Source organism: Dellaglioa sp. CoH-56-MRSF-13, assembly GCF_056782095.1.
In genome coordinates this window covers 305,792-322,227 of sequence record NZ_JBXAYC010000002.1, presented here as the reverse complement: position 1 = coordinate 322,227, position 16,436 = coordinate 305,792, and the positions used below count along the sequence as shown (strand labels likewise).

Below are 16,436 nucleotides of genomic sequence, written 5' to 3'. Positions count from 1 at the left end.
AAATATGGGGACAACTAATGAAAAATGAAAATAAAAGAACTAAAAATGAAAATTGGTTTGTAATACATCTAATTCAATTTAAAAATTGGTTTCGACAGGGATGGAAATTTGTGCATGGTTGGAAATGGTTGACTATTTTTATTTTAGCAATTATTTTAGGTTCGAGTGCGTATTTAACTTATGTAGCCAAAACAACAAATGTTAGTGGGTTAAAAGCTGCTTTACAACAATCAACTGAGGTTTTTGATAAAGATGGCGATAAAGCAGGATCGTTATACTCTCAAAAGGGTACTTACGTTTCATTAAATAAGATTTCACCCAATATTCAAAATGCTGTACTGTCATCAGAAGATCGTAATTTTTATCATGAATATGGATTTTCAATCAAAGGGATGGCACGTTCTGTGGTTTCATTGGTTAAAAATCGATTAACTGGAAGTAGTGCAATTAGTGGTGGCGGAAGTACTATAACGCAACAACTTGTTAAAAATGCATTCTTGTCACAGGAGCAAACTTATAGTCGTAAGGCTAAAGAAATATTTATTTCAATTGAAACGGAAAAAGTATATTCAAAAAAAGACATTCTAACGATGTACTTAAATAATGCATATTTTGGTAATGGCGTTTGGGGTGTTCAAGATGCCTCTAAAAAATATTTTGGAAAAAGTGCTTCAGATTTAACTGTTAGTGAGGCTGCAGTTATTGCGGGTATGTTAACATCGCCAGGGGCATATAATCCGATAGATCATCCTGTTGCAGCTAAACAAAGGCGTAATGTTGTTCTGAATGTTATGTATGAAAATAAAAAAATCTCTAGTGCAGAATTATCAAGTGCTAAGCAGACGGGTATTACATTAAATGATACGTACGATTATCAATCAGGTTATAAATATCCTTATTATTTTGATGCCGTTATTAGTGAAGCAATTAAAAATTATGGGTTAACTGAATCAGATATTATGAATCGTGGTTATAAAATTTATACGGCGATGGATCAGACCCATCAAGAAGCTATGCAAACATCATTTGATAACTCTACCTTGTTCCCTTTGGATGCTGATGATGGGACAAAAGCTCAGGGTGGATCAATTGCTATTAATTCAACGAATGGTGGTGTGACAGCAGTTGTTGGTGGACGAGGTAAACACGTTTTTAGGGGATATAATCGAGCGACTCAGATTAACCGCCAACCGGGGTCAACACTAAAACCAATTGCCGTATATATGCCTGCTTTAGAAGATGGCTATTTTTATGATTCTGAATTAAAAGATAAAAAACAATCATATGGATCAAATAATTATTCACCAAATAATTACGACAATCAATATGCAGGTAAAATACCAATGTATAAGGCATTGGCACTTAGTAAAAATGCGCCAGCTGTGTGGTTGTTAAATAAAATTGGTGTTGATAAAGGATACGATGCTGTTAAAAAATTTGGTATACCGGTTAAAAGTTCGGACAAAAACTTAGATTTAGCTTTGGGTGGTTTAACTACTGGTGTCTCACCCTACGAAATGGCTAGTGCATATACTGCGTTTGCTAATGGTGGTATTCAAAAAAAGGCTCATTTTATTACTAAAATTGTTGATGCTTCTGGTAAAACGATTGTTAATAATTCAGACAATAGTGAAACTAAAGTTATGAGTAGTAAGGTAGCTAAATCGATGACAAGTATGATGATGGGTGTCTTTGAAACTGGAGGAACTGGCGAACTTGCTGTCCCAGCTGGATATACAGTTGCTGGTAAAACGGGAAGTACAGAGGCTAAAAAAGGTTCTACAGATGGGACGAAAGATCAGTGGGTTATTGGATATACACCAGACATTACTGTCGCAACATGGGTTGGTTTTGATCAAACTGATGATACTCATTACCTAAGAAATTCAAGTGGGGATATCGTTGATTCCTTATTTAAAAGCGAAATGTCAGGTATATTACCTAATACTGCTCAGACAAGCTTCTCAACGAAATCTGCTACTACTTTAGCAAATAATACCGGTTCAAATGATAGTGGAGATGGTATTTTAGAATCAGTAGAAAAGCAAACAGATGAAATAAAAAATAAATTATCTGATTCTGCTAAAAAAGCCCAAAAATGGCTCAGTGATAGTATTAATGGGATGTTTGGAAATTAGAACAAATCAATGCAAATTATGGATAAAAATGATACACTAATTAAGTTAATATAAATTATTATTGGAGGAATCAGAAATGGTTGTTAATATTTATGATACAGCGAACCAAATGAGTCAAGATCTTAGTCAAACGGAAGAATATAAGGCTTTGAAATCAGCTTATACAAAAATGCAAGAAGATGAAATTGCATATAAATTATTTAAAGAATTTCAAACAATTCAAATGTCTTTGCAACAAAAACAAATGAATGGTGAAGAAATGACAGACGAAGAACTTGAAAATGCTCATAATCTTTCAGAAAAAATCGGTGATTTTGATACAATCAAAGATTTAATGGTTAAAGAACAAGTTTTAAGTGAAATTATGAATGAAGTTAATTCAATTATCACAAAACCAATACAAGATTTATATCATAATTAATTCGAATAAAAATCCTGGAAGCAAAGCAATTATGTTTTGTACCAGGTTTTTTTTTATAAAGGAGTGGGAAGATGAAATTTATTCATGCAGCTGATTTACATTTAGATAGTCCTTTTGGAGGATTAAAAAATGTACCAAGTCAGTTAATGGATTCGATTTATCAGTCAACATTTAAAGCTTTGAGTAATCTCGTAGATACGGCTATTGAAGAATCAGTAGACTTTGTTTGTTTAGTTGGGGATTTATATGATTCATCTGAGATGAGTATTATGGCACAAACAACGTTAATTAGTCAGTGTGAACGACTGCAAAAGGCCGGAATAAATGTTTATTTGAGTTTTGGTAACCATGATTTTTCTGATAATGCTCAAGATCATTTAACTTTTCCATCAAATGTAACTTTATTTACAAGTGAAGTTGAAACAGTGACGCACATTTTAAAAAATGGCGATGAAGTTCGATTAACTGGGTTTAGTTATGCACATAGATGGGAACCATCAAAAATCGTTGATTATCCTGTTCGTGGTGATGAGAAATGGCATATTGGGCTTATCCATGGGGCAAATGAGGGTATAAATTCAATATCAGATGAAAGTTATGCACCATTTACTGTTAAAGAATTATTACAGAAAAATTATGATTATTGGGGATTGGGTCATATTCATGTAAGACAGATTTTGAATGAACAACCCCCAGTTATCTATCCTGGAAATACACAAGGTCGGCACCGTAAAGAATCAGGCGATAAAGGGTTTTATCTAGTGAATAGTGATGGAAATAAGTTGGTTCCCAAATTTATAACGTCATCTACAATTGATTGGGAAACAGTTAATATTTCAATGGCAAAAATTGATTCACTATCAGATGCTATTGATAAGATTGACGCTGAATGCCAACTTTTTTCTAAAGATAAATCATATTTAATAGTGATACAAATCACAGATTTAGATAATTTTAGTGATAGCCTAGTAAATCGCATTCAAAATGGTGATTTATTAACTGCTTGGATTCAAAAACATATGCCAGATAATTACTATTGGATTGTTAAAATTAAAACGGTGATTAATAAAAAGGTAGCTTTTGAATCAATTGATCAACAATACTGGGAAGAAAGCGCAAAACGTGTTTTTACTGATGATGGAATGACTGAACTCGCTGATAAATTATTACAAATTCCGGAACTTAATACGTACTTATTAGAAACGGGACATTTAGTAGAATTACAAGAAAATTCAAAAACATTGCTTCATGAAAATCAAGCGATAGAGGGTCATATAGATGAAAATAACTAAAGTTAAAATTTACGGATTTGGGAAGTGGCATGATAAAACGTTTGATTTTAATCAAACGAATCAGGTTATTTTTGGTCTGAATGAAGCAGGTAAATCGACGTTAACAGCATTCGTATTGAGTATGTTATTTGGATTTGCAAATGCGAAAAAGAAGTACCAACAATATCTGCCTAAAGACTCATCCACATATGGTGGAGAGTTGGAATTATTAATTGGTAACGATGCTTATCGACTAACTCGTACACAAGGTAAATCTGGTGGCAAGGTATCTATTGTTAAAAGTGATGATGGGATGAAAGTAGCTAGTAGTAAGCTGCATGAATGGCTAAATCCAGTCGATGAAAATTTATACAATCAAGTATTTTCATTTAATCAGCAGGCGTTAAACCAAGTATTTAATTTAACGAATGAAGATTTAAATGAGTATCTAACGACGATGGGAGCAGTTGGTAGTCAAGAATGGTTAGAATTAACTAAAAAAATTCAAAAAGATGCCGATCACGTCTATAAGCCAGCAGGTCGTGTAACTGAGTTAAATAAGGAAATTGCGTTATACAATGATTTAGTTAATAAAATAAATATTGCCAAACAGAAATTTCCGGAATATGTTGAGACACAAAAAAAGTTAGATCAAAATAGGGAACAAATTAAAGGGCTACAAACAACACAATATAATCTAACCAAAGATTACCAACGCTACGAACAATTAAAGCAAAATTGGTCAATATATGAACAATCTAATGAGTTGACGGATAAGCTAAAACAAACTGATGAAGATGCTATGATTTCTGTTGATAATTATCAAAAAATACAAAATTTACTAGAGAAACAAAAGATAAATAATGAAAGGTTAAAATCGATTAATCAGAGTGTAGTTGATGAAAAAGAAAATTTAGCAGCATTAAATTTAATAAATTTTTATGAAAACAATAAAGTTGATTTTGATATATTATTTGAACAATTAGCTGATAATCAACAATATTTAGATAAAGTTGTATTAGAACAGACGAGTTTAAACCAACTATTAACAGAACAAGAACGGTTAATGATGCAATATCAAAATATCAACGGAAAAGTTCCAATAGCGTTTGATCCTGATGATTTTAAAAATATTGTCACATTAATTAAATCTGAAGAGAGCAATAAACGAATACTTCAAGAAATTGAACAAAAGCAATTGACGAAAAAACAAGATATTTTAGATTTAAATCAATCAATTGATCAAAAAAATCAAGTACAAAAAAGTAAATGGTCTACACAACAAAGTATCTTAGTAGGGGTAAGTGTTATACTATTTGTACTAAGTATGATCTTACCAATGCCGTTTAAAATAATGGGATTGATACTAGATATTATGATAGTTGTATATACCATAATTGTATTTAAGCAGTCTAATTCTAAGGATAAATCAAGTAGTGATGCTCTGATGCAAATACAAAATAAAAGACAAATGATTACTGCAGAAATTGATGAAAATCAATTGAAGATAGGTGAACTGGACGAACAATTGAGACAAACTGATACTGAATTAACGGATTATCAAATTCAATACGTTTTAGATGATTTTCCAAAGAATCAGTGGTTCTCAATTCAAAATGACTTAAGTCGAATACAGTCTATAACAGATCAAATTAGTCAAAAATCAGCAGAAATTAAAACGTTAACTGACAAGATAAAAAATTATTTGAATCAGACAGATTTTGCTGATAGTTTTCTAGCACTAAATAAAAGTGATATGGCAGATAGTTTAGCTAGAATTAGAGGCTTTAATGATAAATTACAACCTTTAATTGCTGAATCACAATCAATAAAAAATAAAATGGGCTATTTAAATGAACAACAAAAGCATGAAGATAATGTGACTGCTGATATTTCTAATCAAATTAATGAAATATTAACGCAATATCATTTAACGTCAATTGAGCAATTTGAAAAAAATTACGATTTACAAAAGCAATTTGTTCAAGACAAATCTAAATTGGATACAATTAATGAGCAGCTTCCTGTGGAGGTTAGAAAAAATCTTGCTAGATTTGAAACGAAAGAAAGTTTAGATGAACAATTAGATGAGCTTACAGAACAATTGAAACAATTGCAAAATAGTATAATGAACATTAATCAGGAGATTATTGATCAACAGACGTTATTACGGACTTTGAAGGCAGAAGGGAATTATACAGAACTTCGACAAGAGTTGGCTGAAAAAGTTACAATTTTAAGTGAATTAGCTGATAAATGGTTAACTCAAAAGTTAACTATTAATTGGATTAACGAGGCATTAAAAGACTCTTCTGGGGTTAGAATGCCACAAATGTTGCAATTAGCAAATCATTATTTTGAACTATTAACATTAGGCCATTTTACACAAATAAATAATATATCAGGATTATTAACCGTCGTTTCTTCTGATATGGTATCATTTGAAGTGGGAGAATTGTCACAAGGAACAGCAGAGCAGCTATATATCGCACTTAGATTTGCTTTAATCATGACAATTAATAAATCAATCGAATTACCATTAATTATTGATGATGGGTTTGTTAATTTTGATAAAAACAGAAAAAATGCCGTTTTAAAACTAATACGAGAAATAAGTAAAAAAGTTCAAATTATTTATTTAACGGCAGATGATTCAGGATTAACTGGATTTGATAACGATAAAATAATTAAGTTATAGGAGGATGGACATGGCACAAGAGAAAAAAATATTTGAATATAAAGTTGACGAAAACGTAGCATTATTTGTTTTAATTAAGAGTGCAGAAGTTAGAAATACAAAGAATAATAAGCAATTTATTGCATTTAATTTTGAAGATAGTTCAGGCCAAATTAGCGCTAAGCTTTGGGATGCAACGCCAGAGGCAATTGAACAATTTCAAACGGGTAAAGTTGCCTTTATAAAAGGAAAACGTGAAGTTTACCAAAATAATCCACAGATGAAAATCTATCATATTAGATTGACTGAAGAGGGTGAACCTAATGATCCGAGTCAATTTGTCGTTAGTGCACCAATGAAAAAAGATGAGATGGAAGAAGAATTTAATAAAGCTATTTTTGAAATTACAAACCCAAATTGGAATCGAATTGTAAGATATCTCATTGCCGAAAAACATGATGATTTTTTCAGTTATCCCGCTGCAAAGAAAAATCATCACGCATTTTCTGGTGGGTTAGCCTACCATACACTTTCAATGTTGCGATTAGCTAAATCAATTGTTGCCGAATATGGTGATGTGATTAATGCACCATTACTTTACGCAGGTGTGATTTTACATGATTTAGGAAAAACAATCGAATTATCAGGTTCTGTGGCAACAACTTATACATTAGCTGGAAATTTAATTGGGCATATTGTATTAATTGATGAAGAAATTGTTAAAGCAGCAGGTGAATTAAAAATTGATCTTCAGACAGAAGACATGATTTTATTACGTCACGTTGTTCTTGCGCATCATGGGTTACTAGAGTATGGTTCACCAGTGCAACCTCATTTAATTGAAGCAGATGTTTTACATCAAATTGATAATATTGATGCATCAATTCAAATGTTGAAAGGGTCATTGGCTCATACAGAAGAGGGCGAATTTTCTGAACGTATATTTGGTATGGATGGTCGAAATTTCTATAAACCACATGCTGACAGTAATGTAACAAATAATTAAATTGAAAAATATCTCAATGGATAAATTCCATTGAGATATTTTTTTCGAAAAAAAAACACCAGATATAATCTGATGTTTTGATGTATTTATTTTGAAGATGAAGAAGATGATGATAAGTAGCTTGAAAGAACATCTTTCAAGTCATCATCTTTGATTGATACGTTACCTTTTTTAAGAACTTTACCAACAATTTTTTGTAATTTAGTTGAGTCAGCCATAGTTTCAGTAACAATTTGTTCTTTTAAGTCAGAAATGTGATCGGCTTTTTTACCTTTACCAGCATTTTTAACACTCAAGATTACATCATAACCTGCTGTTGTTTTAACAGGTGTAGTTGTATATTTACCTTGTTTTAAATCAAATGCAGCTTTTTTAAATTCTGCTGTTAGTGTTGTATCTGTATTGTTAAATGCAGCTAAAGTACCACCAGTACTTGCAGAAGTTGTATCTGTTGATTTTGATTTAGCTAATGCAGTAAATTTGTCAGTTAACTTTTTAGCAGTCTTTTGTTCATCAAGTTGTTTGATGATTTTTTCTGCATCTGATTTTGAAGCAACTTGAATACGTTGAACTGTAATAGTTGGTTGGTATTCTTCCCATTGCTTATCTACAGCTGTAGAACTTAAATCACTGTAATGTTTAACAGCAGCTTTTAAAAGTAAGTTAGAACGTAATTCTGCTTTAAAACTAGTCTTTGTCATACTGTTTTGTGATAAGACAGATGAGAAACTTGAACCATATTTAGCTTTATAAGTATCGTATTGTTTTGTGACTTCTTTATCAGAAACATCATCACCATATTGTTTTTCCAATACTTTGTTCAAAATCATTTGTTGTAAAATTGATGTACCACTTGAAGTTTTCTTCAAACTATCGTAGTAAGCACTTTCTGTAACCTTACCACCTGAAGTAGTTGCAACTGTTGAGCTCCCACAACCCGCTAATGTAAATGTTAATAGTACGCCGGCTAAAGCAACAAGCCATTTTTTCATAACCTAACACATCCTATTTCTTAAATTTTTTGTCTTCTCAATGAAAGACTAATACGTTTAATATAACATAATTATCATATAATGAAAGTAAATGACCGAAAATTCACAAAAAAATCAAACTTTTAAAAGCCTAATTCATTGATACTTTTCTAATTTTTTATTAATTTTATTGATATTTGGCTCGATCTCATAAGTAAACTTTTCTATACGATTGCTAATGGAATCGACGATGGGTAATGTTTCTTCGATAATCGTATTCAGATGATCTGTAGCATACTGCAATTTTTTTGATGAATTAGTTACGCGATTGATATCATTTTGATAGTCAGAAAAATCTGCTTTTAACTGAACTTTTTTATCTGCAACAAAAGTAATAAGTTCATCTCTATGGTTATAGGCATAGTATGCTGACCCACCAATAATTGATAACAAACTAATTCGTTTAAGTGTTTTTGACATTATTTTTCTCCAATCTTATTCTTGATTGACATCATAATTGATTCAAGTTGCTCGGATGTGTACTTCTTGGAATTATCCTTGAATGACATTTTAAAAGTATCTTTTGTTGAGTATCTAGGAATTAAATGAAAATGTGAGTGAAAAACAGATTGGTAAGCTAGTTCACCGTTATTATTGACGATATTCATCCCTTGAATATCTGGATTGCTTACTTTAATTGCGGAAGCAATCATTGGAATTTTAGAAAAAACTTTACTAGCGAGTGCTTGGTCATATTCAAAAATATTAGCAACATGTTTTTTTGGAATAACAAGTGTATGGCCTGGGGTTGTTTGTGAGATATCAAGAAATGCTTTAATGTCTTCATCTTCGTATACGGTGAAACTAGGAATATCATTGGCAATTATTTTACAAAAAATACAGTCAGTCATATGTTTGCCTTCTTTCAAAGTTAGTTAATACTTTTATTATACATCATGAATGATAATTCACCATAATATGATATAATTAAAGGCATAAATAAATTGTAAATGGGGAATTAGAAAATGACATTAGAAGTTAAAAATTTAGTGGGTGGTTACTCTCAAATACCAGTTTTAAAAGATATTTCTTTTGAAGTTAAACCTGGAAATGTCGTTGGCTTAATTGGTTTAAATGGTGCAGGTAAATCGACTACAATCAATCATATAATTGGGTTATTAACCCCGCAAAAAGGAACTATTAAATTAAATGGCGTAACCTTAAGGGAAGATAGCCAGGCTTATAAATCACATTTAGCATATATTCCTGAAACGCCTATTCTTTATGAAGAATTAACATTAAAAGAACACATTGAACTCTCAATGATGGCTTATGGATTGAATGAAACTAAGGCATGGAAAAAAGCTAATGAATTACTTAAAATATTTAGACTTGATAACAAGTTAGAATGGTTTCCCGCTAACTTTTCAAAAGGGATGAAACAAAAAGTTATGATTGTCTGTGCTTTTTTAACAGAATCTGATTTTTATGTTATTGATGAGCCATTTCTCGGGCTAGACCCCTTAGCAATTAACGATTTATTAGAGTTAATTGTTGCTGAAAAGAAGCGTGGCGCAAGTGTCTTAATGTCAACTCACGTTTTAGCCACAGCTGAAAAGTATTGCGATTGGTTCATTTTACTGAATAAAGGTGAAATTAAAACACAAGGAACAATGGTTGAATTAAGACAAGCCTATAAGAATCCAGATGCTTCCTTAGATGAAATTTATCTTGGTTTAACTAAGGAAGAGGTAACAAAATGAAAGACTTATGGACAACACGTTTAAAAAGTCATCAGTTATTATTATTAAAATATTTACGATATGTTTTGAATGATCATTTTGTTGTTGCAATTATGTTTTTTGTTGGTGGACTTGGTTTGGCTTATTCAAATGGGCTAAAGGTGATGCCTGTTAATTTAGTTTGGTATCGGCCTGCATTAGTGATTGGATTACTGGTGATTTTACAAATCGGCCGTTTAAGTACGTTATTAAAAGAAGCGGATATTGTTTTTCTTTTACCACAGGAACATGCATTAATTAGTTATTTAAAAAAGGCAAAACGCTATTCAACAGTTATGGCCAGCTTAATGCAAGTTGGATTTATTGTGTTACTTATCCCAGTTATGATGATTGGAATGAAAATCTCAGTAATCAATATTATTTTCTTGATTTTAACGCAACTATGCTTGAAAAATAATTGGTTAGTCATTTCATTACTTGAAAAATATCAAAATAACCGGTTTAGTTGGGGAAGTATCAAATTAGTTAATATTTTATTGCCTATTTTGATTTATATCCTTGGATTATATGGTACGTTTATTCTGAGTTTTATCGTTGCTATTTTAAGTAGCTTTGTTTTAAATCAGCTAGCTGCAAAAGGATTTAAGGAAATCTTTGATTGGAAAAAAGCAATCAGTTTTGAAGAAAATAGAATGTTAGGGATTTACCGTTTCTTTAATTTATTTACTGATGTACCAATGGTTAGAGGGAATGTTAAGAGAAGAGTGTACCTTGATTTCATTTTAAATCATATTAAAAAAGATGACGCAAATGTTTATACATTTTTATATGCAAGGGGATTTATTCGCGGAACTGAATTTAGTGGCTTATTTATTAGATTAACTCTAATTGGAGCGCTAATTATTGCATTTATTTCAAATGGTTGGCTAGCACTCGCATTTTTAATCTTATTTATTTATCTGATTGGTTTTCAATTGTTACCTTTTGCAAAACATTACGATAATATTATTTTTACTAGACTATATCCAAAAGGAAAAGAGTATCAAATTAAGAATTTCAAAAAGTTTACATTAACAATTATAAGTGTAAGTGCAGTACTTTTTAATATCGCAATCTATATTGGTACAGGACAATTTTTAATGATGGGTTATGGTGTTTTGGTGAGTTTAGTGGAAATAATGCTGTTTACTAATGTTTACTTAGTTACCAGAGTTAAAAAAATCCTTGACGTATAATAGGGATGTTTGTAAGATGAAACTATAGCATCAGAGCTTAGTCGGGAAAAAGAGGTAATAATAGTATGGATTTTAATTTAGATCCCGGTTGGCAATTGTTACCAATTGGTGGAGATACAGGCACTGCATACATGGGTACACGTGCACAAGAAAAGGTGTTTTTGAAACAAAATATGTCACCTTTTTTAGCTGCGCTCTCAGTTGCTGGTATTACACCAAAATTAATTTGGACTAAGCGAATCTCAAGTGGGGATACAATAACTGCACAAGAGTGGCTAAATGGACGAAACCTTCATTCTGATGAAATGGATCAAAAAATGGTTCCTGAATTATTATCTAAAATTCATCGCTCAAAGCAATTAAAAAATATGTTGAGACAGGTTGGTGGAGAAGTTATCACACCTAGTGGCTTATTAGCTAATTATTTTGACGATTTGAGTGATGATTTAAAGCAGCACCCCTTGCTATCAAAAATGTTTCAGCAATTAAATGAACATCAACCTGAACTATCAACGGATAAGTATACAGTTTGTCATGGTGATTTGAATCATCGAAATTGGTTACAGTCTGATACTAATCAATTATATTTAGTTGATTGGGAGTCAGCAAAAATTGCTGATCCTGCTATGGATTTGAGCTTAGTTATGTCTGAATACATTCCAGATACACAATGGAGTAGTTGGCTGAGTGGTTATCATGAGTCATTGGAGAATAACGATTTATTAAACAGAATAAACTGGTACATTATAATAGCAAAATTACAACGAATAAAAAAAGCACATCAATTAAGTCGATTTCATGAAATGAATCAGGCAATAATAGAATTACAAAAATATAATATAAAAATGGATTAAAAAGTAAGTGGGGCTAAAACGATTAATACGTTCTAGCCCCACTTACTTTATCAAATGAAATGAGGATATATAAGTTGAGATTAAGAAATAAAGCATGGGCTGAACCGTTAATTGCAGAACATCCGGAACTACTTGTAACATCACCTAATCAGTTTAAGGGTAAATGGCAATCAAGATTTGAGAAAAAACAACCACTTTTTATTGAAATAGGTATGGGTAAGGGTGGATTTATTATGGGAATGGCTAGAAAATTTCCGGAATATAATTTTATCGGAATTGAATTGCAAACGACAATTGCAGCAATTACGTTGAAGAAACAAGTTGAAGCACAAATTCCAAATTTACAATTAATTTTAGGTAACGGTGATTCGGTAACTGAATTTTTTGATGATAATGAAGTTGATGGCATTTATTTGAATTTTTCAGATCCTTGGCCTAAAACAAGACAAGCCAAACGTCGACTTACTCATGGCAGTTTCTTAAAAGGCTATGAAAAAGTTATGAAAAATGATGGTCATCTTGAATTTAAGACAGATAATCGTGGCTTGTTTGAATACTCATTAGTTAGTTTAAATGAGTATGGAATGGGTTATGATCAAGTTTGGCTTGATTTACATGCAAGCGTTGAAGCTGAAGATAATGTCATGACTGAATATGAAGAAAAATTTAGTAAAAAGGGACAGCCTATCTATAAGTTAGAAGCACATTTTAATACGTCTAAAAATCTGGAATAAAAATTCCAGATTTTTTTTGTAAAAACGCCGTTACATAGTAACTAAGCTACATTCATGGATTCTTTTATGGTACTATTATATAATATAAAGTAAGAAATATTAAGCTAAGTGAGTAGACAAAATTGGGACTAATTCGTCCAATAAAATGAAAAGGGGCTCTCTAATATGAATGATAAAACGTTTAATTTAGTTAAAACAATGACTGAACTTCAGGCAACAAGTGGATTTGAAAATAACGTACGTGATGTAATGCGCGAAAAAATGACACCAAATGTTGATGAGGTTGTTCAGGATGGTTTGGGTGGGATTTTTGGTATCCGTAAAAATGCAGATATAAATGCACCTAAAATTATGACCGCTGCTCATATGGACGAAGTTGGATTCATGCTTGCCGCAATTAATGACAATGGGTTATTTTCAGTTCGCCCACTTGGTGGATGGAATCCATTTGTTGTTTCTTCACAACGATTCACACTAACAACACGATCAGGTCAAACGTACCCAATAATTTCTTCTTCAGTATCACCTCATTTATTGCGTGGTGATAATCATCAAAATGCAACACCACAAATTAATGATATTTTATTTGATGGTGGATTTGAATCTGCAAGTGAAGCAAAAGAGTTTGGTATTGCACCAGGAGATTATATTGTTCCGGATGTTGAAACAATTAAAACAGCTAATGGTAAAAATATTATTAGTAAGGCATGGGATAACCGTTACGGTTGTACTGCAGTACTGGAAACACTTGAAAAATTAAAAGACGTAACATTACCAAATACTTTATTCGCTGGTGCTAATGTTCAAGAAGAAGTTGGACTACGAGGCACGCCAGGTGCAGTAAATATGCTGAAACCTGATTTATTTTTTGCTGTCGACTGTTCAGCAGCAAATGATATTGAAACAACAAAGGGAACATTTGGACATCTTGGTGAAGGAACGTTGATCAGAATTTATGATCCAAGATTAGTAACGCTTCCTAGATTAAAAGAATTTTTATTGGATACTGCTTCGGATAACAATATTCCTTATCAGTACTTTGTTTCTCAAGGTGGTACTGATGCTGGCGCAGCTCAAACAGCAAATAATGGTATTCCAAGTTCTGTTATTGGCGTTTGTGCACGTTATATTCATACGCATCAAACAATGTTCTCAATCAGAGACTATGAAGCAGCAAAAGAATTACTTGAAAAAACAATTTTAGGATTGGACCGTTCAACTGTCGATACAATCATTAAGGGGTAGTTAGATTGGAAAAATTAAAAGTTTTAGAAAAAGATAAATTAAATGAATTATTATTGAATGGTAAATCATTGTTTTATTTTACGGCAGGTTGGTGTCCAGACTGTAACTTTATTGAACCATTAATGCCTGAAATTGAAGCAGAGTATTCCGATTTTAAATTCTATAAAGTAGATCGCGATGAACAAATTGAACTTTGCCAAGATTGGGGTATTTTTGGTATTCCGAGTTTTGTTGCATACAATAACGGTGTTGAGCTTGATCGTTATGTGAATAAAGAGCGTAAAACGAAAGAACAAATCGAATCATTTATGAACAAATTAGACTAAACCATTGGGGTGATAGTGATGTTTGAACAAGTTTATAAAAGAGTAATGGTCGGGATAGATGGAAGTGTGCAATCTGAACGTGCATTTAATCAGGCAGTTGAGAGTACTTTAAAAAACGAGGCTAGTTTAATAGTTGTACATGTTGTTGAGCGAAGTGTTGACAATACATTTTCTGAAGATGAAGATGACGTTACAACTGAAGTTAAGCGATTAAATGATACCTTAGCCGACTACAAACAAATTGCGATAGATAAGGGCGTTATTGATGTTGAAACTATTTTAGTATATGGATCTTCTAAAGTTTTATTAAGTCGTGAAATACCAGAAGAAAAACATATTGATTTAATTATGGTTGGGCAAACAGGGGCTAACGTTGTTGAAAGATTTGTGAATGGATCAACAACAGATGCAATTCTAAGAAATGCGCCATGTGACGTCTTAGTCATTAGTGATAATAAGAAGGGAACTCATAAATAAATATGTTAATAGCAAGTTATAATTTAAAGAACGTTGGCGATACATTAATGGTTGTTTTACGTGAAGAGGTAGAAAACCAAAAGTCAGAATTAAAAAATAATGTCGTTCGTATTTTCAATGAAAAATCGAATGAAACGTTGGGATTTAATTTTCTAGAAATCTCTAAAGAATCACTTGATTTAGTAGGTAACGGACAAATCTTTTTAGATGAAAAACAAGTAGAAAAATTAAATCAACTTATCGTTGCTGCTGGATTTAAGGATGTACTTGTTGTCGATGACGATCCTAAATTTGTTGTGGGATATGTAGCTGAATGTAATGAACATCCTGATTCTGATCATTTGCATATCACAAAAATTGAAGTCAATAATGGTGAGACACTAGATATCGTTTGTGGTGCACCTAATATTGAACAAGGTCAGCTTGTTGTTGTTGCTAAAGTTGGCGCAATGATGCCAACTGGGGCTATTATTTGGCCGGGTAAATTACGTGGTATTGATAGTTATGGCATGGTTTGTTCAGCTCAAGAGTTGGCTATTCCTAATGCTCCAACTGTCCATGGTATTTTAGTTTTAGATGAAAAGATGAATCATGTTGGTGATGCATTCGATTTTGAGAAGGCAGCCAAATTATTTGCATAATATAGATTTATAAAAACTAATTGCGGTTATTGCAATTAGTTTTTTACATAGTTAGGATGAAATTAATGGAGCGTTACGATGGACCTGCATTTTATAAGAAAACGTTAAAAAAAGATGTAAATAAACCACATCACAATGAGAAATTTGCGCGCAAAGAGACAAAGATAGATAGTCAAAGTGAAAAAGCACAAATTAATCGCTATTCTCGAGGTTTCAAACCAAAACAAATCCCCACATTTTTTACAAATAAAAAGCAAAATAAAAACGTAAGGTATCGGAAAATTTTAGTTCAATTAACTAAAGCAAAGGATACTTATTTACTGTTTGATGATTTTGCTGAAGAGGAAAATCAAGTATCTAATAATGATGAAAATACGTTATATTCTGTGGATAGTGTAGCTAAAAAAATAGTACCAGAAGTAGATTCAGTAATCGAAGATAATAAACAAGAAGATACTTTATTACAAAATACAAATTTAGAGCCTGATGTGTTTGATGAAAAAAATGAACAGATAAAAAAAGCAAATATAAATGTAGTTGCTAATAACAAGCACGCTTTAGCTCGAGGATTATTTGAAATATCAGTTTCTGAGAATGAGGCTCAAAATGAATTAGCCGTTTTTAAAAATAAACCTGAAGTTTTGTCACGTGAAGAACTTGCATTTGTAAGTACCAATCACCAAACTAATGAAGAAGTA

General features: G+C 31.8%; 17 protein-coding genes. 14 read left to right on the top strand and 3 right to left on the bottom strand.

Annotated features, from left to right (window positions below):
* Window positions 1–17 precede the first annotated feature (17 nt).
* The 5 genes from AC1RP1_RS03415 (at window position 18) to AC1RP1_RS03395 (ending at window position 7,513) form a co-directional block, all read left to right on the top strand.
* A complete protein-coding gene (locus AC1RP1_RS03415; protein WP_481761182.1) occupies window positions 18–2,138 on the top strand; it encodes a PBP1A family penicillin-binding protein in 2,121 nt (706 codons plus the stop codon).
* A 76-nt stretch (window positions 2,139–2,214) separates the two neighbouring features.
* Entirely contained in the window at window positions 2,215–2,559 is a 345-nt protein-coding gene (locus AC1RP1_RS03410) for a YlbF/YmcA family competence regulator (protein ID WP_481761183.1), read from the top strand.
* Between the two features lie 71 nt (window positions 2,560–2,630).
* On the top strand, window positions 2,631–3,851 hold the full coding sequence (locus tag AC1RP1_RS03405; protein WP_481761184.1) for a metallophosphoesterase family protein: 1,221 nt from the start codon (window positions 2,631–2,633) through the stop codon (window positions 3,849–3,851).
* The gene (locus AC1RP1_RS03400; RefSeq protein WP_481761185.1) at window positions 3,838–6,528 is read left to right on the top strand and encodes an ATP-binding protein; all 2,691 of its coding nucleotides are present in this window, start codon (window positions 3,838–3,840) and stop codon (window positions 6,526–6,528) included. The genes AC1RP1_RS03405 and AC1RP1_RS03400 overlap by 14 nt, the downstream gene beginning before the upstream one ends.
* 10 nt (window positions 6,529–6,538) lie before the next feature.
* Window positions 6,539–7,513, top strand: a complete 975-nt coding sequence (locus AC1RP1_RS03395; protein ID WP_481761186.1) for a 3'-5' exoribonuclease YhaM family protein — start codon at window positions 6,539–6,541, stop codon at window positions 7,511–7,513.
* An 86-nt stretch (window positions 7,514–7,599) separates the two neighbouring features.
* Here the strand turns inward: AC1RP1_RS03395 and AC1RP1_RS03390 are convergent, their stop codons facing one another.
* From AC1RP1_RS03390 to AC1RP1_RS03380, 3 genes are all read right to left on the bottom strand, one after another.
* Window positions 7,600–8,505, bottom strand: coding sequence for a peptidylprolyl isomerase (locus tag AC1RP1_RS03390; RefSeq protein WP_481761187.1), 906 nt, complete (start codon window positions 8,503–8,505; stop codon window positions 7,600–7,602).
* A gap of 135 nt (window positions 8,506–8,640) precedes the next feature.
* Window positions 8,641–8,964: a hypothetical protein gene (locus tag AC1RP1_RS03385; protein WP_481761188.1), complete on the bottom strand. Its 324-nt coding sequence runs from the start codon at window positions 8,962–8,964 to the stop codon at window positions 8,641–8,643.
* The gene (locus tag AC1RP1_RS03380) at window positions 8,964–9,395 is read right to left on the bottom strand and encodes an HIT family protein (protein ID WP_481761189.1); all 432 of its coding nucleotides are present in this window, start codon (window positions 9,393–9,395) and stop codon (window positions 8,964–8,966) included. Before AC1RP1_RS03380 ends, AC1RP1_RS03385 begins: the two co-directional genes overlap by 1 nt.
* A 114-nt stretch (window positions 9,396–9,509) precedes the next feature.
* Here AC1RP1_RS03380 and AC1RP1_RS03375 point away from each other — a divergent pair, with 114 nt between their 5' ends.
* The 9 genes from AC1RP1_RS03375 to AC1RP1_RS03335 all read left to right on the top strand — a co-directional run.
* Entirely contained in the window at window positions 9,510–10,247 is a 738-nt protein-coding gene (locus tag AC1RP1_RS03375) for an ABC transporter ATP-binding protein (protein ID WP_481761190.1), read from the top strand.
* On the top strand, window positions 10,244–11,461 hold the full coding sequence (locus AC1RP1_RS03370) for an ABC transporter permease (protein ID WP_481761191.1): 1,218 nt from the start codon (window positions 10,244–10,246) through the stop codon (window positions 11,459–11,461). The genes AC1RP1_RS03375 and AC1RP1_RS03370 overlap by 4 nt, the downstream gene beginning before the upstream one ends.
* A gap of 65 nt (window positions 11,462–11,526) precedes the next feature.
* A complete protein-coding gene (locus AC1RP1_RS03365) occupies window positions 11,527–12,315 on the top strand; it encodes a phosphotransferase (protein ID WP_481761192.1) in 789 nt (262 codons plus the stop codon).
* A gap of 74 nt (window positions 12,316–12,389) precedes the next feature.
* Entirely contained in the window at window positions 12,390–13,049 is a 660-nt protein-coding gene (gene trmB, locus AC1RP1_RS03360; RefSeq protein ID WP_409022703.1) for a tRNA (guanosine(46)-N7)-methyltransferase TrmB, read from the top strand.
* 165 nt (window positions 13,050–13,214) lie between these two features.
* A complete protein-coding gene (gene pepA, locus AC1RP1_RS03355) occupies window positions 13,215–14,294 on the top strand; it encodes a glutamyl aminopeptidase (protein WP_409022702.1) in 1,080 nt (359 codons plus the stop codon).
* Between the two features lie 5 nt (window positions 14,295–14,299).
* Window positions 14,300–14,620: a thioredoxin family protein gene (locus tag AC1RP1_RS03350; protein ID WP_409022701.1), complete on the top strand. Its 321-nt coding sequence runs from the start codon at window positions 14,300–14,302 to the stop codon at window positions 14,618–14,620.
* Between the two features lie 18 nt (window positions 14,621–14,638).
* Entirely contained in the window at window positions 14,639–15,097 is a 459-nt protein-coding gene (locus AC1RP1_RS03345) for a universal stress protein (RefSeq protein ID WP_481761193.1), read from the top strand.
* A gap of 2 nt (window positions 15,098–15,099) precedes the next feature.
* Complete coding sequence (ytpR, locus tag AC1RP1_RS03340) at window positions 15,100–15,738, top strand: YtpR family tRNA-binding protein (RefSeq protein WP_481761194.1); 639 nt, start codon at window positions 15,100–15,102, stop codon at window positions 15,736–15,738.
* Window positions 15,739–15,803: 65 nt separating this feature from the next.
* Window positions 15,804–16,436 (top strand): hypothetical protein (locus AC1RP1_RS03335; RefSeq protein WP_481761195.1); only part of this gene is annotated, 633 nt, incomplete at its 3' end.

What these genes read in the sequence shown, in the direction of transcription:
- pepA (WP_409022702.1), top strand. Translation starts at nt 13,215, where the DNA reads ATGAATGATAAAACGTTTAATTTAGTTAAAACAATGACTGAACTTCAG.
- AC1RP1_RS03400 (WP_481761185.1), top strand. Translation starts at nt 3,838, where the DNA reads ATGAAAATAACTAAAGTTAAAATTTACGGATTTGGGAAGTGGCATGAT.
- AC1RP1_RS03375 (WP_481761190.1), top strand. Translation starts at nt 9,510, where the DNA reads ATGACATTAGAAGTTAAAAATTTAGTGGGTGGTTACTCTCAAATACCA.
- AC1RP1_RS03410 (WP_481761183.1), top strand. Translation starts at nt 2,215, where the DNA reads ATGGTTGTTAATATTTATGATACAGCGAACCAAATGAGTCAAGATCTT.
- AC1RP1_RS03345 (WP_481761193.1), top strand. Translation starts at nt 14,639, where the DNA reads ATGTTTGAACAAGTTTATAAAAGAGTAATGGTCGGGATAGATGGAAGT.
- AC1RP1_RS03365 (WP_481761192.1), top strand. Translation starts at nt 11,527, where the DNA reads ATGGATTTTAATTTAGATCCCGGTTGGCAATTGTTACCAATTGGTGGA.
- AC1RP1_RS03385 (WP_481761188.1), bottom strand. Translation starts at nt 8,964, where the DNA reads ATGTCAAAAACACTTAAACGAATTAGTTTGTTATCAATTATTGGTGGG.
- AC1RP1_RS03370 (WP_481761191.1), top strand. Translation starts at nt 10,244, where the DNA reads ATGAAAGACTTATGGACAACACGTTTAAAAAGTCATCAGTTATTATTA.
- AC1RP1_RS03380 (WP_481761189.1), bottom strand. Translation starts at nt 9,395, where the DNA reads ATGACTGACTGTATTTTTTGTAAAATAATTGCCAATGATATTCCTAGT.
- ytpR (WP_481761194.1), top strand. Translation starts at nt 15,100, where the DNA reads ATGTTAATAGCAAGTTATAATTTAAAGAACGTTGGCGATACATTAATG.
- AC1RP1_RS03390 (WP_481761187.1), bottom strand. Translation starts at nt 8,505, where the DNA reads ATGAAAAAATGGCTTGTTGCTTTAGCCGGCGTACTATTAACATTTACA.
- AC1RP1_RS03405 (WP_481761184.1), top strand. Translation starts at nt 2,631, where the DNA reads ATGAAATTTATTCATGCAGCTGATTTACATTTAGATAGTCCTTTTGGA.
- AC1RP1_RS03395 (WP_481761186.1), top strand. Translation starts at nt 6,539, where the DNA reads ATGGCACAAGAGAAAAAAATATTTGAATATAAAGTTGACGAAAACGTA.
- AC1RP1_RS03415 (WP_481761182.1), top strand. Translation starts at nt 18, where the DNA reads ATGAAAAATGAAAATAAAAGAACTAAAAATGAAAATTGGTTTGTAATA.